The organism is uncultured Piscinibacter sp., from assembly GCF_937952055.1.
GTDB lineage: Bacteria > Pseudomonadota > Gammaproteobacteria > Burkholderiales > Burkholderiaceae_C > Piscinibacter.
The window spans coordinates 908,547-926,992 of sequence record NZ_CALFYO010000021.1; the positions used below are offsets into that span (position 1 = coordinate 908,547).

General features: G+C 68.9%; 21 protein-coding genes. 7 read left to right on the forward strand and 14 right to left on the reverse strand.

Annotated elements, in window-relative coordinates; genetic code table 11:
* Positions 1 to 4 precede the first annotated feature (4 nt).
* From serS to Q0599_RS18520, 4 genes are all read right to left on the reverse strand, one after another.
* The gene (gene serS / locus Q0599_RS18505) at positions 5 to 1,300 is read right to left on the reverse strand and encodes a serine--tRNA ligase (RefSeq protein WP_298832520.1); all 1,296 of its coding nucleotides are present in this window, start codon (positions 1,298 to 1,300) and stop codon (positions 5 to 7) included.
* A gap of 84 nt (positions 1,301 to 1,384) precedes the next feature.
* On the reverse strand, positions 1,385 to 1,861 hold the full coding sequence (gene bfr / locus Q0599_RS18510) for a bacterioferritin (RefSeq protein WP_298832522.1): 477 nt from the start codon (positions 1,859 to 1,861) through the stop codon (positions 1,385 to 1,387).
* Positions 1,862 to 2,146: 285 nt separating this feature from the next.
* Positions 2,147 to 3,118: a 4-hydroxy-3-methylbut-2-enyl diphosphate reductase gene (gene ispH / locus Q0599_RS18515; protein WP_298832524.1), complete on the reverse strand. Its 972-nt coding sequence runs from the start codon at positions 3,116 to 3,118 to the stop codon at positions 2,147 to 2,149.
* Positions 3,118 to 3,561: an FKBP-type peptidyl-prolyl cis-trans isomerase gene (locus Q0599_RS18520; RefSeq protein ID WP_298832526.1), complete on the reverse strand. Its 444-nt coding sequence runs from the start codon at positions 3,559 to 3,561 to the stop codon at positions 3,118 to 3,120. Before Q0599_RS18520 ends, ispH begins: the two co-directional genes overlap by 1 nt.
* Before the next feature lie 67 nt (positions 3,562 to 3,628).
* Between Q0599_RS18520 and radC the strand changes: the two genes are divergently transcribed.
* Together radC and Q0599_RS18530 are read left to right on the forward strand one after the other, a co-directional pair.
* A complete protein-coding gene (gene radC / locus Q0599_RS18525) occupies positions 3,629 to 4,297 on the forward strand; it encodes a DNA repair protein RadC (protein WP_298832787.1) in 669 nt (222 codons plus the stop codon).
* Positions 4,294 to 4,956 carry a Smr/MutS family protein gene (locus tag Q0599_RS18530; RefSeq protein ID WP_298832529.1) on the forward strand — a complete coding sequence of 221 codons (663 nt, stop codon included), beginning with the start codon at positions 4,294 to 4,296 and terminating at the stop codon, positions 4,954 to 4,956. The genes radC and Q0599_RS18530 overlap by 4 nt, the downstream gene beginning before the upstream one ends.
* Here the strand turns inward: Q0599_RS18530 and Q0599_RS18535 are convergent, their stop codons facing one another.
* The 3 genes from Q0599_RS18535 to Q0599_RS18545 are packed head-to-tail and all read right to left on the reverse strand — an operon-like array spanning position 4,957 to position 6,883.
* Positions 4,957 to 5,352, reverse strand: coding sequence for a group II truncated hemoglobin (locus Q0599_RS18535; protein ID WP_298832533.1), 396 nt, complete (start codon positions 5,350 to 5,352; stop codon positions 4,957 to 4,959).
* A complete protein-coding gene (locus tag Q0599_RS18540; protein ID WP_298832535.1) occupies positions 5,349 to 6,155 on the reverse strand; it encodes a MinD/ParA family protein in 807 nt (268 codons plus the stop codon). Before Q0599_RS18540 ends, Q0599_RS18535 begins: the two co-directional genes overlap by 4 nt.
* Positions 6,152 to 6,883 (reverse strand): GGDEF domain-containing protein, encoded by a 732-nt coding sequence (locus tag Q0599_RS18545; RefSeq protein WP_298832538.1) that lies wholly within the window; start codon positions 6,881 to 6,883, stop codon positions 6,152 to 6,154. The genes Q0599_RS18540 and Q0599_RS18545 overlap by 4 nt, the downstream gene beginning before the upstream one ends.
* A gap of 188 nt (positions 6,884 to 7,071) precedes the next feature.
* On the opposite strand from Q0599_RS18545, the gene Q0599_RS18550 reads away from it, so the two are divergent.
* From Q0599_RS18550 to Q0599_RS18560, 3 genes are read left to right on the forward strand one after another with little or no spacing between them, the layout of a single operon-like run.
* Positions 7,072 to 7,950, forward strand: coding sequence for a CheR family methyltransferase (locus tag Q0599_RS18550; protein ID WP_298832540.1), 879 nt, complete (start codon positions 7,072 to 7,074; stop codon positions 7,948 to 7,950).
* Between the two features lie 47 nt (positions 7,951 to 7,997).
* On the forward strand, positions 7,998 to 8,654 hold the full coding sequence (cheD, locus tag Q0599_RS18555; RefSeq protein WP_298832543.1) for a chemoreceptor glutamine deamidase CheD: 657 nt from the start codon (positions 7,998 to 8,000) through the stop codon (positions 8,652 to 8,654).
* A 21-nt stretch (positions 8,655 to 8,675) separates the two neighbouring features.
* The gene (locus Q0599_RS18560; RefSeq protein WP_298832546.1) at positions 8,676 to 9,773 is read left to right on the forward strand and encodes a chemotaxis response regulator protein-glutamate methylesterase; all 1,098 of its coding nucleotides are present in this window, start codon (positions 8,676 to 8,678) and stop codon (positions 9,771 to 9,773) included.
* Positions 9,774 to 9,789: 16 nt separating this feature from the next.
* Here the strand turns inward: Q0599_RS18560 and Q0599_RS18565 are convergent, their stop codons facing one another.
* Positions 9,790 to 10,074: a hypothetical protein gene (locus tag Q0599_RS18565; RefSeq protein ID WP_298832549.1), complete on the reverse strand. Its 285-nt coding sequence runs from the start codon at positions 10,072 to 10,074 to the stop codon at positions 9,790 to 9,792.
* A gap of 85 nt (positions 10,075 to 10,159) precedes the next feature.
* Between Q0599_RS18565 and Q0599_RS18570 the strand changes: the two genes are divergently transcribed.
* Positions 10,160 to 11,152 (forward strand): LysR substrate-binding domain-containing protein, encoded by a 993-nt coding sequence (locus Q0599_RS18570; protein WP_298832551.1) that lies wholly within the window; start codon positions 10,160 to 10,162, stop codon positions 11,150 to 11,152.
* Here Q0599_RS18570 and hemW read toward each other — a convergent pair.
* The 5 genes from hemW to Q0599_RS18595 are packed head-to-tail and all read right to left on the reverse strand — an operon-like array spanning position 11,064 to position 15,585.
* Positions 11,064 to 12,296 (reverse strand): radical SAM family heme chaperone HemW, encoded by a 1,233-nt coding sequence (gene hemW / locus Q0599_RS18575; protein WP_298832790.1) that lies wholly within the window; start codon positions 12,294 to 12,296, stop codon positions 11,064 to 11,066. The genes Q0599_RS18570 and hemW overlap by 89 nt on opposite strands.
* Position 12,297: 1 nt before the next feature.
* The gene (locus tag Q0599_RS18580) at positions 12,298 to 12,927 is read right to left on the reverse strand and encodes a non-canonical purine NTP pyrophosphatase (protein WP_298832554.1); all 630 of its coding nucleotides are present in this window, start codon (positions 12,925 to 12,927) and stop codon (positions 12,298 to 12,300) included.
* Positions 12,928 to 12,931: 4 nt separating this feature from the next.
* Complete coding sequence (rph, locus tag Q0599_RS18585; RefSeq protein WP_298832558.1) at positions 12,932 to 13,660, reverse strand: ribonuclease PH; 729 nt, start codon at positions 13,658 to 13,660, stop codon at positions 12,932 to 12,934.
* A 28-nt stretch (positions 13,661 to 13,688) separates the two neighbouring features.
* Positions 13,689 to 14,603, reverse strand: coding sequence for a PP2C family serine/threonine-protein phosphatase (locus tag Q0599_RS18590; RefSeq protein WP_298832561.1), 915 nt, complete (start codon positions 14,601 to 14,603; stop codon positions 13,689 to 13,691).
* A gap of 13 nt (positions 14,604 to 14,616) precedes the next feature.
* The gene (locus Q0599_RS18595) at positions 14,617 to 15,585 is read right to left on the reverse strand and encodes a serine/threonine-protein kinase (protein WP_298832565.1); all 969 of its coding nucleotides are present in this window, start codon (positions 15,583 to 15,585) and stop codon (positions 14,617 to 14,619) included.
* Positions 15,586 to 15,614: 29 nt separating this feature from the next.
* Here Q0599_RS18595 and Q0599_RS18600 point away from each other — a divergent pair, with 29 nt between their 5' ends.
* Positions 15,615 to 16,559, forward strand: a complete 945-nt coding sequence (locus tag Q0599_RS18600) for a YicC/YloC family endoribonuclease (RefSeq protein WP_298832570.1) — start codon at positions 15,615 to 15,617, stop codon at positions 16,557 to 16,559.
* 267 nt (positions 16,560 to 16,826) lie between these two features.
* On the opposite strand, the gene Q0599_RS18605 is transcribed toward Q0599_RS18600, so the two are convergent.
* A complete protein-coding gene (locus tag Q0599_RS18605; protein ID WP_298832572.1) occupies positions 16,827 to 17,693 on the reverse strand; it encodes a hypothetical protein in 867 nt (288 codons plus the stop codon).
* Positions 17,694 to 18,446 lie beyond the last annotated feature (753 nt).

Here is an 18,446-nt window from a genome sequence, read left to right on the forward strand (position 1 = left end):
CGCCTCAGTCCCGCAGTACGTCGAGCCCGCCCAGGTAAGGCCGGAGCACCGCGGGCACGCGGACCGAGCCGTCGGCCTGCTGGTGGTTCTCCAGCACGGCCACCAGCGCGCGGCCCACCGCCAGGCCCGAGCCGTTGAGCGTGTGCACCAGTTCGTTCTTCCCCTGGGCGTTCTTGAAGCGCGCCTGCATGCGCCGCGCCTGGAAGGCCTCGCAGTTCGAGCAGGAGCTGATCTCGCGATAGGTGCCCTGCGCCGGCAGCCAGACCTCGAGGTCGTAGGTCTTGCTGGCGCCGAAGCCCATGTCGCCGCTGCACAGTGCGACGACACGGTAGGGCAGCTCCAGCTTGCGCAGGATGGCCTCGGCGTGTCCGACCATCTGCTCCAGCGCCTCGTAGCTGCGCTCGGGATGCACGATCTGCACCATCTCGACCTTGTCGAACTGATGCTGGCGGATCATGCCGCGCGTATCGCGACCGGCGCTGCCGGCCTCGGAACGGAAGCAGGGGCTGTGCGCGGTCAGCCTGATCGGCAGCGCGCTCTCGGCCAGCACCTGCTCGCGCACGGTGTTGGTCAGCGAGATCTCGCTGGTGGAGATGAGGTACTGCTCGCGCTGCTCCTCGTCTCCGCCTCGGCTGACCCAGAACATGTCGTCCTTGAACTTGGGCAGTTGTCCGGTGCCCTCGAGGATCTCGCGGTTGACGATGTAGGGCGTGTAGCACTCGGTGTAGCCATGCTCCTGGGTCTGCACGTCGAGCATGAACTGCGCGAGCGCGCGGTGCAGCCGCGCCACCGGGCCGCGCAGGAAGGTGAAGCGCGAGCCGCTGAGCTTCGCACCGGTGTCGAAGTCCAGGCCCAGCGGTCCACCCAGGTCCACGTGGTCCTTCGGCGCGAAGTCGAACGTGCGCGGCGTGCCCCAGCGCCGAACCTCGACGTTGCCGGTCTCATCGGCACCCACCGGCACGCTCTCGTGCGGCAGGTTGGGCACCGCCATCAGCATCTCGGCGAGATCCGCCTGGATCGCCTCCAGCCGTTCCGCCGAGGCCTTCAAGCCGTCGGCGATCCCGGCGACCTGCGCCATCAGCTCGCCGGTGTCCTGTCCCTTCGCCTTGAGCTGGCCGATCTGCTTGGACAGGCTGTTTCGCTGCGCCTGCAGTTCCTCGGTGCGGGTCTGGATCGCCTTGCGCTCCGCCTCGAGCGACTGGAAGCGCGGCACGTCGAGGAAGGCTTGCGGCGTCTTGCGCGCTTCGAGGCGGGCGACCACCTGCGCCAGGTCCTTGCGCAGCAGATTGATGTCAAGCATGAGAAGCCGGACCGCGAGGGCGCGGCCGCTGTGGGTCGGGAATGGGGAATTGTAGGCAGGCCGCCTGCGCGCGCCGCCGCGGGGTCAGCCCGGCTCGCCCATCATCGACTGCAGGTAGTTCGGCAGCCCGACCTTGCCCACCAGCTCGATCTGCGTCTCGAGGAAGTCGATGTGCTCCTCGGTGTCGTCGAGAATGCCCTGCAGAATGTCGCGCGAGACATAGTCGCGCACCGATTCGCAGCAGGCGATGCCGTCCTTGATGGTCGCCTGGGCGCCTTGCTCGAGCTTGAGGTCGCACGCGAGGATCTCGGGCACGTTCTCACCGACCAGGAGCTTGCCCAGATCCTGAAGGTTGGGCAGGCCGTCGAGCATGAAGATGCGCTCCATCAGCCGGTCGGCGTGCTTCATCTCGCCGATCGACTCCTCGTATTCCTTCTTCGCCAGCTTGTCCAGGCCCCAGTGCTTGAGCATGCGGTAGTGGAGGAAGTACTGATTGGTGGCGGTCAACTCGTTCTTCAGCTGGGCATTGAGATGGCCAATCACCTGGGGGTCGCTCTTCACGGTGGCTCTCCTTGTGCTCGCAGTCGCGCACATTGTGCGCTGGCGTCATGGTGCGCGCACGAAGCCGCCGCAGCGAGTGCGGCCGCATGGACTGTCGACCATAATGGTTCGCATTCAGGTGCGTCCGCCCGATGCAGTTCGCCGAACTGCACATGACCCTGCGCCTCGTGCCGTTGCAGCTCGAATCGCCGCTGATCGGCACGGTCGTGCCACACTGCCTGGCGATGCTGGCCTACCCTTTCGAGCTCAGCTGCGAGGCGGCGTTCGAGGCCTACCGCGTCACGCTCAGTCGAGCTGAGCCATCGACTTGTCGCCCAGGCCCAGCGGCAGCGGAAAGTGCACCGTCTCCTCGACGCCCGGCAGCGATCGCACCGACACCGCCCCCAGCTCGCGAAGCCGTTCGACCACCTGCTCCACGAGGATGTCCGGCGCCGACGCACCGGCCGTGAGGCCGACGCGTCGGCGACCCTCCAGCCAGTGCGCCTGCAGGTCCTTCGGCTGGTCGACCATGTAGGCCGGCGTGCCCAGGCGCTGCGCAAGTTCCTGCAGGCGGTTGCTGTTCGAGCTGGTCGGACTGCCGACGACGATCACCACGTCGACCTGGGGCGCCAGCACCTTCACCGCGTCCTGCCGGTTCTGCGTGGCATAGCAGATGTCCTGCCGCTTCGGCTCGCGCACCTTGGGGAAACGCCGCTTCACCGCGGCGAGGATCTCCGCTGCGTCGTCGACCGACAAGGTCGTCTGCGTCACCACCGCCAGCCGCTCGGTCTGCGGCAGGTTCAGGCGCTCGACGTCCTGCACCTCCTCGACGAGGAAGATACCGTCGTCGAGCTGGCCCATCGTGCCCTCGACCTCGGGGTGACCCTTGTGGCCGATCATGATGAAGTCGTAGCCCTCCTTGTGGAGCTTGGCCACCTCCACGTGCACCTTGGTCACCAGCGGGCAGGTGGCGTCGAACACCGAGAAGCCGCGCCGCGCGGCCTCATGGCGCACGGCCTGCGACACGCCGTGCGCGCTGAACACCAGCGTCGCGCCCGGAGGCACCTCGGCGAGGTCCTCGATGAAGATGGCGCCCTTGGCTCTCAGGTCGTTGACCACGTAGGTGTTGTGCACGATCTCGTGGCGCACGTAGATCGGCGCACCGAACTTCTTCAGCGCCCGCTCTACGATCTCGATCGCGCGGTCCACGCCGGCGCAGAAGCCGCGTGGCTCGGCCAGCAGCACCTCGTGCGGACCGTCGACGATGTCCCGGCCCATCACAGCACCCCGATCAGTTGCACTTCGAAGGTCACCGGCCGGCCGGCCAGCGGGTGGTTGAAGTCGAACAGCAGCCAGTCTTCGCCCAGCTCGCGCACCACGCCGGCATAGTTCGCCTGGCCGTCGGGCGTGGGGAACTGCACCACGTCGCCGAGCTGGTAGGTCTGGTCGGGGTCGCCCAGCTCGGCCAGCAGTGAGCGCTTGACGCGCTGCAGCAGTGCGGAGTTGCGTTCGCCGAAGGCCTCGCCCGCAGGCAGCTCGAAGACGCTGCGCGCGCCTTCGGCCAGGCCGATCAGGCGCTGCTCCAGCGCAGCGGCGAGCTCGCCGGTGCCGAGCGACAGCGTGGCCGGCTTGTCGGCGAAGGTGTTGACGATGTCGGCGCCATCGGGCCCGGCAAGACGGTAGTGCAGGGTCAGGAAAGACCCCGGCTGCACGAAGTTCAAGGCTTGGCCGCTCCAGTAGACTGAAGCGGATTTTACGGGGCCCGCTGCCGCGGCCCTCCCGACGGTGATCAAGGATATTCCACCCGACGCCCGCCCGCGCGAGAAACTGCTCGCCCAAGGCCCTGCCGCACTGGCCGATGCCGAGCTGGTGGCGCTGCTGCTGCGCACCGGGCTGAAGGGCGTGTCGGTACTGCAGCTCGCGCAGTCGCTGCTCGACGAGTTCGGTGGTCTGGCCGGGCTGCTGCACGCCGGGCCGGCCGACCTGAAGCGGGTCAGAGGCCTGGGTCCGGCCAAGCGAGCCGAGATGGCGGCGGTGGTCGAGCTGGCGCGGCGCTCGCTGCGACAGCGCCTGGCCGACCGGCCGGCCTTCGAGTCGCCCGAAGGCGTGCGCGACTACCTGCGACTGCACCTCGGCGCACGCGAGCACGAGGTGTTCGCCGTGCTGTTCCTCGATGCGCAGCACCGGCTGCTGCAGTTCGACGAAATGTTCCGCGGCACGCTGACGCAGACCAGCGTCTATCCGCGCGAGGTGGTTCGGCGTGCGTTGGCACTCAATGCGGCGGCGGTGATCCTCGCCCACAACCACCCATCGGGCGTGGCGGAGCCGTCGTGCGCCGACGAGTTCCTGACGCAGTCACTGAAGAGCGCGCTGCAACTCGTCGACGTGCGCGTTCTCGACCACATGGTCGTCGGGCACAGCGGGGTCGTGTCGTTCGCCGAGCGGGGACTGCTGTGACAGCGCCGAAGGTCCGCTCCCTTGCCGATCTCGGCGCACTGCGCAAGGCACTGCGCGACGCCGAGCGCGAGGCGGCCGCCGCGGCGGCACGCGCCCAGGCCGAGATCGCGCGGGTGCAGCGCGAGCGCGAGCTGTTCGCGCGCAGCGTCGGCCCGGTGGTGCCGCTGCGGCCGGTGGCGCGTGTGGCTCTCGCCCGGCCGCGCCCGCACCCCGAGCCCCGCCAGCGGCAGCGCGACGAGGCCGCGGTGCTGGCCGAATCGATCTCCGACGAGTTCGACGTCGAGTCGCTGCTCGACACCGACGAGGCACTGTCGTTCCGCCGCCGCGGCGTCGGCACCGAGGTCGTGCGCAAGCTGCGCCGCGGCGTGTGGGCGATCCAGGCGCAGCTCGATCTGCACGGACTGCGCCGCGACGAGGCGCGCGAACGGCTGGCGGCGTTCCTGCGCGAGGCGGTGCGCGGCGGCCTGCGCTGCGTGCGCGTGGTGCATGGCAAGGGCAACGGCTCGCCCGGCCGCGAGCCGGTCCTGAAGGGCAAGGTGCGCAGCTGGCTGGTGCAGAAGAGCGAGGTGATCGCCTTCACCCAGGCGCGTGCGCAGGACGGCGGGCACGGCGCACTGATCGTGCTGCTGCGGCCGTCGTCGCCGGCCGCCAGCGCCTGATCAGCCGCCCTGGTTCCTCATCCAGTCGGCGGTGTTGAAGAAGGCGTCGGCCAGACGCTGTGCCAATGCCGGCTCGATCTCTCGTTCGGCCATCGCCTGGCGCATGCAGGCGAGCCACTGGTCGCGCTCGCGGATGCCGATCGCAAACGGCAGGTGACGCGCGCGCAGCCGCGGGTGGCCGAAGCGCTCGACATAGTGCTGCGGACCGCCGAGCCAGCCGCACAGGAACCAGAACAGCTTGTCGCGCGCGTCGTCCAGCGTCGCACCGTGCACCGCGCGCAGCGCGGCGTACGCGGGCTCCAGGTCCATCAGGTCGTAGAAGCGGTCGACCAGCGCACGCACGGCGGCCTCGCCACCGATCAGTTCGAACGCCGTGGTCTGCGTGGATTCGCTCATGAGCTCAGCCTGTCGGCGGCCGCCGAGATGCCCTGCGCCGCCGGACAACCGGGTTGAAGTTCGAGCAACAGGCGGCGCTTCTGCACCGCCTCGCGCACCGCCGTGTCGGTCGGGATCTCGCCCAGCAGTTCGAGCTTGAACGGCACGGACGGATCCTGCATCAGCGGCGTCACATAGCGGTCGACCACCAGCTGCAGCTGGCTGCGGATCACGCGGCCCTCGCCCTGCCGGCCGACCTGGTTCACGAGCAGCCGCACGGTGCGGCGCCGCTGCTGCGTGGCCAGCACCTTGATGGTCGCGTAGGCATCCGTCAGCGAGGTCGGCTCGGGCGTCGCCACGACCAGCACTTCGTCGGCCAGCGACACCGCATAGAGCACCACGTCCGAGATGCCCGCGCCGGTGTCGAGCAGGATGCGGTCGAAGCGCGGCGCGACCTTGTTGATCACTTCGAGAAGCTTCTCGCTGACCTCGGGCGTGAGCCGCGAATACTCCACCAGCCCCGAGCCCGCCAGCAGCACCGAAAAGCCGCCGGGCGCGGGCAGGATGGCGTCCTCGAGCCGCGCCTGGTCGGTGAAGACGTCGTGCAGCGTGATCTTCGGGGAGAGGTTGAGCACCACGTCGAGGTTGGCCAGGCCGAGATCGGCGTCGAGCACCAGCACGCGCTCGCCGCGCTGCGCCAGCGCGGCGGCCAGGTTGGCTGAGACGAAGGTCTTGCCGACACCGCCCTTGCCGCTGGTGACGGCCAGGGTGCGGGCGCGTGCAGGCGAGTGCACGGCGGGAACGGAAGGCGAGGCGCTGCTCATTCGGGATCCTGGAACTGGGAGTGGCCGAAGAGCAGGCCCTTCTCCTCGGCACTGACGAGGGAGACGGGAGGCATCTCGAGGCAGGCCCGGTTGCGGCCCTCGCTCTTGGCACGGTAGAGCTGCTGGTCGGCTCGTTCGATCCACAGCGGCGCGGACGAGCGCACCCACTGCGGCGCGTAGGCACCGCCGATGCTCACGGTGACGGTGACATCCGCCCCCGGTGCGACCTTCACCGGCCGCGAGTTCACCTGGTTGCGCACCCGTTCGGCCACCGTCTGGCCGAAGGCGGGCGGGCAGTTGGGCAGGATCATCGCGAACTCCTCGCCGCCGAAGCGCGCCACCGTGTCCATCGGCCGGATGCACTCGTGCAGCGCCTGGCCCACCGCGCGCAGCACCTGGTCGCCTGCGGGGTGGCCATGGGTGTCGTTGACCTTCTTGAAGTGATCGATGTCGATCATCAGCACCAGTGCCGACTCGCCGGCGCGGGCCACGCGGTCGACCTCGCGCGCCAGCGCCAACTCGAACTGGCGACGGTTCGCCAGGCCCGTCAAGGCATCGCGACTGGACAGTTCACACAGTCCGTCCAGCACCGCCTGCAGCCAGGCGGCAGGGTCGCTCTGGCGCGTTTCAGGAAGCGCCACGCCGGACTGCTGCAGCAACTGCAGAGCTGCCTCCAGGCGCAGGGCGTTGGCCTTCGGCGATGCAGGGGCGGGCGGGAAGGCGTCCAAGTCGAGGTCGGTACCGGCTGTCGGACCAGTCTAGCAGCCGCACCATCGGCCTTCGACGCGAAATGACAGCTCTTGATCCGTCTCATCGAAGATGACGCGAAGCCTCAAGCCACGTCGCGACGGGTCGATAACCCAGGAAACCGCGTCGTCGGGGTCGCTCGGCCCTGACCACCACCCCCAGAGACCCGATGAACCCCCTCACCGCTGCCGCCACGACACGGCCCGTCGCCGCGCCCGCGAGCGTCGGCGCCCCCGACCAGGAGTTCAGCTTCAGCCACGCCGACTTCGAGCGCGTGCGCGCGCTGATCCACCAGCACGCCGGCATCAGCCTGCACGCCGGCAAGCAGGCCATGGTCTACAGCCGCCTGTCGCGCCGGCTGCGCGAGACCGGCCACCGCAGCGTCGGCAGCTACTTGCAGTGGCTGGAGGCGCACACCGGCACTGGCGGCGAGGCCGAGTGGCAGGAGTTCGTCAACTGCCTGACCACCAATCTCACTGCCTTCTTCCGCGAGGAACATCACTTCTACGCGCTCGCCCAGGACCTCAATGCGTGCGGCGTGGTCAACCCGCGCATCTGGTGCAATGCCGCTTCCACCGGCGAGGAGCCCTATTCGATCGCCATGACGGTGGTCGAGACGCTGGGCGCGGACACGGCGGCACGCATCGTCGCCAGCGACATCGACACCAAGGTGCTGGCCACCGCCAGCCGCGGCGTCTACGCGTGCGAAGCGCGCGGGCTGTCGAGCGAGCGGCTGCGTCGCCACTGCCTGCGTGGCACCGGCGCGAACGCCGGCTTCATGCGCATCCGCGCCGAACTCTCCAGGTTGATCGAGTTCCGCACGCACAACCTGATGGCACCGCAGTGGTCTCTCGGCGAGCCGTTCGACTTCGTGTTCTGCCGCAACGTGATGATCTACTTCGACGCACCGACGCAGCGCCGCGTGCTCGAGCGCATACACGCGGTGATGAGGCCCAGGGGGCTGCTCTACGTCGGCCACTCCGAGAACTTCGCCGATTCGCGCGAACTTTTCCGACTGCGCGGCAAGACGATCTACGAGCGGGTCTGAGCGCGTTGCGTCCGGCCTTCGCCCTTCACCCGCACACTCCGAGCAGCATGGCCGCCCCACCCACCCTCGGCGCCCCAGCCTCCGATTCGCGGCTCGCGCGCCTGAGGGCGCAGTCGCGCAAGCCGGGCGAAGCCTCGTTCTTCTTCTACGACGCGCACTTCAAGAACGACGCCGTGAAGATCCTGCCCGGCGAATACTTCGTGCACGACGAGGACATCCTGGTGATGACCACGCTGGGCTCCTGCATCGCCGCCTGCCTGTGGGACCGCAACGCGCGCATCGGCGGCATGAACCACTTCATGCTGCCCGAGAGCGGCGGCGGCATGCTGGACAGCGGCCGCTACGGCTCGTACGCGATGGAACTGCTGATCAACGAGTTGCTCAAGCGCGGCGCCACGCGCACCACGCTCGAGGCCAAGGTGTTCGGCGGCGGCCAGGTGATCAGCGGCATGAACACGATGAACGTCGGCGAACGCAACACGAGCTTCGTGCTCGACTACCTGAAGACCGAGCGCATCCCCGTGGTGTCGAAGGACGTCATGGACGCTTATCCGCGCAAGGTGTGCTTCCTGCCGCACTGCGGCAAGGCGATGGTCAAGCGGCTTTCGCCCGCCAACCCGGAGGCGCTGGTGGCGCAGGACCGTGCGGCCGCGCAGAAGGCGGTGCCGCCGGCCAGCGGCGCCGCCTCGGTGGACTTGTTCTGACAAGGCGAGGAGACGCGAATCATGGTCAAGACGCGCGTGGTGGTGGTCGACGACTCGGCCCTGGTGCGCAGCCTGCTGTCGGAGATCATCAACCGGCAGCCCGACATGGAGTGCGTGGGCGCCGCGGCCGATCCGTACGTGGCGCGCGAGATGATCCGCAACACCAATCCGGACGTGGTCACGCTGGACGTCGAGATGCCGCGCATGGACGGCATCGACTTCCTCGGCAAGCTGATGCGGCTGCGGCCGACGCCGGTGGTGATGGTGTCGACGCTGACCGAGCGCGGCGCCGACGTGACGCTGCGGGCCCTGGAACTCGGCGCGGTGGATTTCGTCGCCAAGCCGAAGATCGGCGTGGCCGACGGGCTGAAGCAACTCGCCGAGGAGATCACCGACAAGGTGCGCATCGCCTCGAAGGCGCACCTGCGTCGCCTGGCCGTGCCGGTGGCCGGCCCGGCCGTCGGCGGCGACGCCGCGACGCCGCACAGGCTGGCGCCAGTGGCCGGCATCGGGCGGCTGTCGACCGAGAAGATCGTTTTCATCGGCGCCTCCACAGGCGGCACCGAGGCCACCAAGGAAGTGCTGACGCAGCTGCCGCCGGACGCGCCGGCAGTGATGATCACCCAGCACATGCCGCCGGGCTTCACGAAGAGCTACGCGGCGCGGCTGGACGGCCTGTGCCGCATCCGCGTCGGCGAAGCGCGCGACGGCGAGCGCGTGCTGCCCGGCCATGCCTACATCGCCCCTGGCGGCCACCACCTCAGCGTGGAGCGCAGCGGCGCCAACTACATCGCCCGCGTGCAGCTCGGCGAGCCGGTCAACCGCCACATGCCCTCCGTCGAGGTCCTGTTCAAGTCGGCCGCACGTGCGGTCGGCCCAAACGCGCTGGGCATCATGCTCACCGGCATGGGCGCCGACGGCGCCCGCGCGATGCGCGAGATGCGCGACGCCGGCAGCTACAACTTCGTGCAGGACGAGGCGAGCTGCGTCGTGTTCGGCATGCCTCGCGAGGCCATCGCCCACGGCGCGGCGCACGAGGTGCTGCCGCTGACGCAGATCGCCGGCAAGCTGGTCGAGCGTCTGCGCAGCACCTCGGGCTTGTCGATCAACCGGGTCTGATCCCGGTCACGCTGCTTCAGTAGAAGCGGCCCAGGCCGCCACGCGCGCCGAGGCGGTCCGGCGACAGACCACGTTCGCGCTGCTCGCGGCGTGCCCGCGCCTCCTCCTGCATCCACAGCGGCATGCCCATGTCGCGCAGCGTGGCCTCGTCGAGGTCCAGCGCATCCTGCATCCGGCGCTGCGCGCGCCAACGCGCCACCACGCCCTGCAGCCAGGCTTGCGCGTCGGCCAGGCCGTCGCGCACACGGGCGCGCCAGCCGCGGTGCAGCGGGATCGTCGAGGACATCGTGCAGTCGTTCATGGCGGGTTCTCCGGTGACGTGCTGGTAAGAATAGTTGGAGGATTCGTACGGAGGAATTGAATTGTTCTGGCCAGTTTGGTCAGTTATGCTTACCAGCATGGCCCGCTTGCCGTTGCACACCCTGCCCACCTTCCGCACCGTCGCGAAGCTCGCCAACCTGCGCGCCGCGGCCCAGGAACTGCACCTCACGCACAGCGCGGTGAGTCAGCAGATCCGCCTGCTCGAGGAGCAGATCGGCTTCCAGGTGTTCGACCGGCGTGGCCGGCGCATCGTGTTGAACAACGCCGGCACGGCGCTGCTTCGCGCCGTCGAGCCGGCGCTGGCGCAGCTCGACGAAGGCCTGCGCGCGGCCTCGGTGGCGGCCGGCGGGGGCGCGCACTACCTGCGCGTGACCTCGCTGCCCTCGTTCGCGCAACGCTGGGTGCTGCCGCGCATGGCCTCGTGGCGGCAGCGGCACCCGGACATCGGCATGGAGTTGCACGTCTCGCAGCAGATCGTCGACCTGCAGCGCGAGGGCTTCCATGCCGCGTTGCGCACTGGGACCGGGCCGTGGCGCGGCCTCGAGGCCGAACGGCTGATCGACTCGCCGCTGATCGCCCTCGGCTCGGCGCAGGCGGCGCGGCGGCTGCTCGGCGTGAAGCCGGCCGCACTGGCCGACGAACCGCTGCTCGGCCACGGTCCCACCTGGGAGCGCTGGTTCGCGCTCGCGGGAGAACGGGTTCGCGTCAAGCCTGTGGCCTGGTTCAACGACGCCGGGATGATGCTGCAGGCTGCCGAGCAGGATCTCGGCCTGGCGCTGGCCCGCGAGGTGCTGGCAGCCGACGCGCTGCGCGAGGGTCGCCTCTATCGCCTCTCGCCGCTGGAACTGGAGGACGAGGACCACTACGCCTACTGGCTGGTCTACCCGCCCGAACTGCGCGACTGGCCTCCGATGAAGGCGCTGCGCGCCTGGCTGAGCGACGAACTGGCCGCCTCGCTGAAGGGCGCCGTCAGTCCGGCAGGAAGAGCGCCTGCAGATCCGACAGGAAGTCGAAGCCGCGCGGCGTCGGGCGCAGCCACGAAGCGTCGCGCTGGATGAGGCCGCGTCGCTCGGCCTCGGCCAGCGGCGCCGCAATGGCCGACAGTGGCAGGCCGGTGCGCTCGGCGAAACGCACGATCTCGAAGCCTTCGCGCAGGCGCAGTGCGTTGAGCATGAACTCGAAGGGCAGCGCGCGGCGCGACACCTCCTCGTCGTTGGAGATCGCCTGGCCGGCCAGGGCCTGCGCCATGTAGGTCACCGGCTCGCGCCAGCGCACCTGGCGCACCACACGGTGCGGGAAGCTCAGCTTGCCGTGCGCGCCGGCGCCGATGCCGAGGTAGTCGCCGAACTGCCAGTAGTTGACGTTGTGCACGCAGCGCTGACCCGGTGCCGCGAAGGCCGACACCTCGTAGCGCTGCAGCCCGCGCGCGACGGTGCGATCGATGATCAGGTCCAGCAGGTCGGAAGACAGGTCGTCGTCGGGCAAGCCGGGCGGCGGCGTCTTCGCGAACCGCGTGTTCGGCTCGATGGTCAGGTGATAGATCGACAGGTGCGGTGGCGAGAACGCCAGCGCAGTGTCGAGCTCGCGCGCGAGTTCAGCCACCGTCTGGCCTGGCAGCGCGTACATCAGGTCGAGGTTGAAGGTGTCGAAGCAGCGCGCCGCCTCTTCGAGCGCCGCCTTCGCCTGCGCGGCGTCGTGCACGCGGCCGAGCGTGCGCAGGCGCTCGTCGTCGAAGCTCTGCACGCCGACGGACAGCCGCGTCACGCCGGCCTCGCGGAAGGCGCGGAAGCGGTCGCGCTCGAAGGTGCCGGGGTTGGCCTCCAGAGTGATCTCGCCACCGGGCTCCAGGGGCAGCAGCGCGCGCACGTCGGCAATCAGCGTGGCGATCGCCTCCGGCGAGAACAGGCTGGGCGTGCCGCCGCCGATGAACACGCTGCTCACGCGACGCCCCCAGACGAAGGGCAGCGCGGCCTCGAGGTCGGCGCGCAGCGCGGCCAGGTAACGCTGTTCGGGCGGCGCCCCGCCCTCGCGCCACTCGTGCGAGTTGAAATCGCAGTAGGGGCACTTCTTCAGGCACCAGGGCAGGTGCACGTAGAGCGACAGCGGCGGCAGGGTATGCAGCGACAGCGTGCCCAGTCGGGTGTAGCGCGCGAGGCGGTCGGCCGTCGACTCCCCCTGTGCCGACGCAGGCTGGATGGGGATCTCAGCCAAGGTGCCAGGCCTCGCGCATCAGCCCGAGCATCTGCGCGGCGGCCAGCGCGCGGTGGCTGTGCCGGTTCTTCGTCGCGACATCGAGTTCGGCCACGCTGGCGGCCAGCGCCGGGACGTACATCAGCGGGTCGTAGCCGAAGCCGCCACTGCCGCGCGGCGCGGCGAGGATCTCGCCCTCCCAGCGGCCCACGGCGACCAGCGGCTCGGGATCGTCGGCCGAGCGAAGCGCAACCAGCGTGCTGACAAATCTCGCGCGGCGGTCGGCCACGCCGGCCAGGCGCTGCAGCAGCAGCGCGTTGTTCGCCTCGTCCTGCACGCGGCGCTGCGCTTCGCGCTCGCCCGCCGGCAACACGGCGCTGGCGAAGTGCGCCGAGGCGACGCCGGGCGCGCCGCTCAGCGCATCGACGCACAGGCCCGAATCGTCGGCGATGGCCGCGCCGCCGGTGCCGCGCGCCGCATGCCGGGCCTTCGCCAGCGCGTTCTCGATGAAGGTGTGGTGCGGCTCCTCGGCCTCGGCGACGCCCAGCGAGCCCTGGGTGACGATGTCCAGCGGCAGGGCCGCGAACAGCGTCTTCAGCTCGGCGAGTTTCTTGGCATTGTTGGAGGCGAGCACGAGACGCATCGCCTCAGACCTCCAGCGCCGCCTTCTGCGCCAGCACCAGTTCGCGGATGCCCTTGTCGGCCAGCGCCAGCAGCTTCGCCATCTCGGCATGCGTGAACGGCACGCCTTCGGCCGTGCCCTGCACCTCGACGTAGCCGCCCTCGGCGGTCATCACCACGTTCATGTCGGTGTCGCAGGCCGCGTCCTCGACGTACTCGAGGTCGAGCAGCGGCATGCCCTCGACGATGCCCACCGACACCGCGGCGACGAAGCTGCGGATCGGCGAGGCCGGGATCTTCCCCTGCCCGAGCAGCCAGCTCACCGCATCGTGCGCGGCGACGAAGGCGCCGGTGATCGCCGCGGTGCGCGTGCCACCATCGGCCTGCAGCACGTCGCAGTCCAGCGAGATGGTGCGCTCGCCCAGCGCCTGCAGGTCGAACACGCTGCGCATCGAGCGGCCGATCAGGCGCTGGATCTCCTGCGTGCGGCCGCTCTGCTTGCCCTTGGCAGCCTCGCGGTCGCTGCGGGTGTGGGTGGCGCGCGGCAGCATGCCGTACTCGGCGGTGACCCAGCCCTCGCCGGAGCCGCGCTTGTGCGGCGGCACCTTCTCCTCGACCGAGGCGGTGCACAGCACCTTCGTGTCGCCGAAGGCGACGAGCACCGAGCCCTCGGCGTGGCGCGTGTAGTGGCGGGTGATGGCGACGGGCCGCAGCGCATCTGCAGCGCGGCCATGGGTGCGGAGAAAGGAAGTCATGCTGCGATTGTCGCAGCGGCCGAACGGCTCAGCCCTTCTTCTGCGAGGAGCGGCGGATCGCCTCGTTGATCTCGCGGATCGAGCGCTCGATCTCCGCATCGTCCAGCTCGTCGGGCGCGTCGGTGCCCATCACGCTGGCCTGGATGGTCGAGGCGAACACCTCCTCGCCGAGCGACTGGGTCGAGATGCCCAGGCCGCTGTCGCTGTCCTCGGCGGCCTCCCACTCGACGGCGAGCACCGAGACGTTGTCGCTCTTCGCTCCGCCGTTGCGCAGCGCCTGCTCGACGAGCTCGGGCACGGCGTCGGAAATGGCGTTGCGCGAGAGCTGATCGGTGATCTCGGCATCCGACACGGTGCCCCACAGGCCGTCGCTGCACAGCAGCAGGCGGTCGCCGGATTGCAGCAGCAGCGGCCCGACGGTGTCGACCACCGGCTTGCCGGGGCTGCCCAGGCAGGTGAACAGCACGTTGCGGTTGAAGCGCTCGCCCATGGGCACGACCTGGCTCATGGTCTCCTGCAGCTCGGAATAGGAGTGGTCGCGCGTGCGGGCGATCAGCTTGTCGCCGCGCACCATGTACAGCCGCGAATCGCCGCAATGCGCCCAGTAGGCCATGTTGCCCTGCAGCAGGCAGGCCACGACGGTGGTGCGCGGCGTGTCGATCAGCGCCTTCTGTGTGGCATAGCGAAGCAGCTGATGATGGCCGGCGATGATGGCCTCGTTGAGGAAGCGCATCGGGTCGGGCAGCGTCGGCTTGGAATCGCGCTGGAACATCGCCGCCAGCGTCTGCAACGCGAGCTGCGAGGCCACTTCTCCCTCCGGATGCCCCCCCATGCCGTCGGCCAGCGCGAAGAGTCCGGCATCCCGCGTGTAGCAGTAGCCCATGCGGTCTTCGTTCTTCTCGCGGCCACCCTTGCGGCTGACCTGGTACACCGAGAAACGCATCAGGGCCTCGAATTCAGGCTTTCGCGCCCGTGGTGAGATTTTCGATCTGCAACTTCAGGCGCTCGCTGAAGCTGAGCTTGGTGTAGCGGCGCTCGGTCTCGCGGGCCAGTTCCTTCTGCAGCGCGAACACGCTCTGCGGTCGCGACAACGGATCGAGCGACATGCACCACTCCGTCACCTCGATCAGGTTGTCGGAATATACGTTGCGCAGGCGCGAGAGGCTGAGCGCCAGGCGGTCCTTCTCGATGCGCTGCGGCGCGTCGTTGGGCGGGTAGCCCTGCATGCAGGCGTAGATGCAGGCGCCGATCGCGTAGATGTCGGTCCAGGGGCCGAGCGTGCCGTCGCGGCGGTACATCTCCGGCGCCGCGAAGCCGGGCGTGTACATCGGGCGGATGAAGTTGCCTTCCTTGCTCAGCACCTCGCGCGCCGCGCCGAAGTCCAGCAGCACCGCCTTGTTGTCGTTGGTGATGAAGATGTTCGCCGGCTTGATGTCGAGGTGCAGCATCTTGTGCTGGTGCACGATGCGCAGGCCGCGCAGGATCTCGTCGAACAGCGAGCGGATGGTCGACTCGCGAAAGACCTTGTCACGCTTGAGGTCGCGTGCCGTCACGATGAAGTCCTGCAGGGTGTCGCCCTGCAGGTAGTTCATCACCATGTAGACGGTCTCGTTCTCGCGGAAGAAGTTGAGCACCGAGACGACGCTCGGATGACTGATCTGCGCGAGCGAGCGGCCTTCCTCGAAGAAGCTCTTCAGGCCCAGGCGGTACAGCGGCTGCTTCTCGGGCTTGACGCGCGGCGTCAGCTCGCCGGGCGAGCGTTCCGCCAGCGACGACGGCAAGTACTCCTTGAGGGCCACCAAGTGTCGATCGCTGTCTTCGGCCAGGTAGACGACGCCGAAACCACCGGCCGCCAGCTTCTTGATGACCTGATAGCCGCCCACCACCGTGCCGGATGGCAAAGGTGCGGGTTTGGGCTTTGACATAATCGCGTTTTTCGAGGGGAAAAGGGCGAATGGCAGTCTACAGCATGACCGGCTACGCCAGTGCCACGGCGGGCTCCAGCGCCCCTGGCGATGCAGCCGGAAGTGCGGAAACTGGCACGCCCCGGACCGCCTCTTCGGCCGCCGGCTCGGTATCGGTCGAGCTCCGATCGGTGAACAGCCGCTTCCTGGACCTGGTGCTGCGACTGCCGGACGAGTTCCGCGCCCTCGAACCCGCACTGCGCGACCTCGTCGGTGCCGCATTCCGCCGCGGCAAGATCGAACTGCGGCTCAATGCGCACAGCGAGTCCGACGCCGCCTGGCCGCAGCCGCAACCCGAACAGCTCAACCGGCTCGCGCGACTGGAGAGCACGGTGCAGGGCTGGATGCCGAAGGCCCGGGGTCTGACGGTGCACGAGATCCTGCAGTGGTGCAAGAGCGGAGCCGGCGCCCAGCGCCTTGACGAGGCCGCGCTCGAAGCCGCCAAGCGCTGCATCGCCAGCCTGCGCGAGGCGCGCGCACGTGAAGGCGACAAGCTGGTCGCCATCCTGATGGAGCGCGTCAAGCGCCTGCGCGAACTTGCCGCGCAGGCCGAGCCGCTGGTGCCTGCGGTCGTGCAGCGCCAGCAGCAGCGCTTCCTCGAACGCTGGCAGGAGGCGCTCGACGCTGCCGGCGCCGGCCAGACCGTGCCGCGCGAAGCGCTTCAGGAGCGCGCCCTCAATGAAGCAGCGGCCTACGCGATCCGCATCGACGTGGCCGAGGAACTGTCACGGCTGCGCGCGCACCTCGACGAGATCGAGCGCCTGCTCAGGGCCGGCGGCGAGGTCGGCAAGCGGCTCGACTTCCTCATCCAGGAACTGCTGCGCGAGGCGAACACGCTGGCCTCCAAGGCGGCCTCGCTCGAGCTGACCAACGTGTCGGTGGAGATGAAGGTCGCCATCGAACAATTGCGCGAGCAGGTGCAGAACATCGAATAGGGTTCCACGGGGTCGCATCGGGTCGCCGGAAGCAAGCCGACCGTTGCCCGGTCAGGGCAACGGGTCCCGGTCCGCTTCAGGACGTCGCAGCGAACCGCGCTGCAATCGGTTCAAGCCGACGCTGTGACGACGCCGACAGGGACCGTGGGCGACTGCAGGAAGGTCGCAGCGCCATTTGCAGGGGCCCGCGCAGCGCCACCACGCAGCGGGATCACGGCGATGCTGCAACTGGCCGGCGGGCTTGCCCACGCCTTTCTGCCACGCGCCTCAGAAGACCCCTGTGAGGTGCACCAGGAGGCCGGAATAGCCCATGCGCAACCGGCCGTTGAACGCCTCGCGCGACACGTCAACCTTGGTGGAGAAACGGTTGTAGCCGGCGCCGACGCCAAAGTGCCGGTTGTACATCCACGTTGCGCCGAGGCGCAGGTCGGACACGGTACCGTCGTATCCGTTCACCCTCACCTTGAAGAATTGTCCCTGCGCATCGACCACCCAGCTTGGCGATACGACCCAGGCCGCGCGCAGGCCGATCACCGGCAGCGGCGCCGACAAGTCACTGGCCGTCGTCGCCAGCGCAGCCTGACCGACGTTGCCATCCGCATCGGTCACTGTCGCCTCACCCGACAGGCCCAGATGAATCTTCGTGAGGTGAATGCCCAAGCTGCCGGCCAACTCGAATCCCGGCCGATGAATGAATCCGTACTCGTAGGCCAGTTCGCCGATGGTCAGCCTGCTCTGCAATTCGGTCCGTCCGCCCACCTGGAAGGTGTAGTCGCCCCATTGCACCTGCTCATCTAGCACGCGCGAGGAAGTGCGGGTGTCGTCGAAGTACAGCAGGCGCAAGTGATGCTGTCGCGTAATGCGCCAGAGCGCATCGGCCCGCACGCGCGTGGCGTTGCCGTCGCCGCCAAAGGTCTCGTCGAAATCCACATCGGGGTTGACCGTCGACCGTCCGTTGAGCCGTGCATTGAGATCCGTGCTCAGGACGAAGGCTCCGACGTTGAGCACGACGTCAGCGTCCAGCAGTGACTGAGCCGGAGCGGGCGACTGTGCCAGCGCGGGTTGGAACGGACCGACCGACGCCAGCAAGGCCGCGGCCAGCGATGAAGGACGGATCAAGGGCGGCTTGCACATGGAATGTTTCCTAGCCTGACATGGCTGAGCTTGTGCTGGACGACGGTGCCCTTCTTGCCCATGGACCGACAGCACAGCCGCGCCCCGGCGCCCGGAATGCGCCGGTCGTTCCACTCGATCGAACGAAAGAGCCATTCACTCCCGCGAGGATTGCAGGCGCGCGATCCCACCGCCTGCCCCAGGAGACCGAAAGCGGGCCGGCTATCGGGGGTCCCCGTCGAACAGACATCTGCATCGCACGTCGGTCAGGACCATCTCGCACTCTGTTTGCCGCTGCAGCGGCCCTGTTCGGTGTTCAGGAAAGACACCCTTCGACCAAAAGGCCCACGACCTTTTACCGCACCTGCAGGGTCCAGTCGATCGGACTTTGTCCCTCCCCCGAGAGCCTGTGGCTTGATGGAGATGGATCCGGCAGTCGGCGCCAAATGCTTGGCCGAGCGACCGGCTCGGCGCGACCGCGCGGCGGAGATGCTTCCTCCAGTTCTCCCAGTCGAGGACGAGCGCCAGATCGCAGGTGACGAACGGCTCCGGGCTGCCCTTGGGCACGTGGTACAGGTCGAGCGCGGTGTTGTTCACCTCGGCGCAACCCTGTCTGTAGCTCAGGTTGGCCTGACGGACCAGGGCTGGGGCAGGGGTGGCTCCGCCTTCGTGGGACCTGGCACGCAAGCCACTGGCCCTGAGGACCGCCTGCGTCGTTCTCGACTCGTTGCGCGGCGCCGAGTCGACGATCTCTTTCGGGGTGTCCACCAGCCC

Excerpts from the sequence above, each read along its gene's own strand:
- Q0599_RS18595 (WP_298832565.1), bottom strand. The coding sequence starts at position 15,585 with ATGTCAAAGCCCAAACCCGCACCTTTGCCATCCGGCACGGTGGTGGGC.
- Q0599_RS18540 (WP_298832535.1), bottom strand. The coding sequence starts at position 6,155 with ATGAGCAGCGCCTCGCCTTCCGTTCCCGCCGTGCACTCGCCTGCACGC.
- serS (WP_298832520.1), bottom strand. The coding sequence starts at position 1,300 with ATGCTTGACATCAATCTGCTGCGCAAGGACCTGGCGCAGGTGGTCGCC.
- Q0599_RS18600 (WP_298832570.1), top strand. The coding sequence starts at position 15,615 with ATGGCAGTCTACAGCATGACCGGCTACGCCAGTGCCACGGCGGGCTCC.
- Q0599_RS18590 (WP_298832561.1), bottom strand. The coding sequence starts at position 14,603 with ATGCGTTTCTCGGTGTACCAGGTCAGCCGCAAGGGTGGCCGCGAGAAG.
- rph (WP_298832558.1), bottom strand. The coding sequence starts at position 13,660 with ATGACTTCCTTTCTCCGCACCCATGGCCGCGCTGCAGATGCGCTGCGG.
- Q0599_RS18570 (WP_298832551.1), top strand. The coding sequence starts at position 10,160 with ATGCTTACCAGCATGGCCCGCTTGCCGTTGCACACCCTGCCCACCTTC.
- cheD (WP_298832543.1), top strand. The coding sequence starts at position 7,998 with ATGGCCGCCCCACCCACCCTCGGCGCCCCAGCCTCCGATTCGCGGCTC.
- Q0599_RS18535 (WP_298832533.1), bottom strand. The coding sequence starts at position 5,352 with ATGAGCGAATCCACGCAGACCACGGCGTTCGAACTGATCGGTGGCGAG.
- Q0599_RS18580 (WP_298832554.1), bottom strand. The coding sequence starts at position 12,927 with ATGCGTCTCGTGCTCGCCTCCAACAATGCCAAGAAACTCGCCGAGCTG.
- Q0599_RS18550 (WP_298832540.1), top strand. The coding sequence starts at position 7,072 with ATGAACCCCCTCACCGCTGCCGCCACGACACGGCCCGTCGCCGCGCCC.
- ispH (WP_298832524.1), bottom strand. The coding sequence starts at position 3,118 with ATGGGCCGGGACATCGTCGACGGTCCGCACGAGGTGCTGCTGGCCGAG.
- Q0599_RS18605 (WP_298832572.1), bottom strand. The coding sequence starts at position 17,693 with ATGTGCAAGCCGCCCTTGATCCGTCCTTCATCGCTGGCCGCGGCCTTG.
- Q0599_RS18560 (WP_298832546.1), top strand. The coding sequence starts at position 8,676 with ATGGTCAAGACGCGCGTGGTGGTGGTCGACGACTCGGCCCTGGTGCGC.
- Q0599_RS18565 (WP_298832549.1), bottom strand. The coding sequence starts at position 10,074 with ATGAACGACTGCACGATGTCCTCGACGATCCCGCTGCACCGCGGCTGG.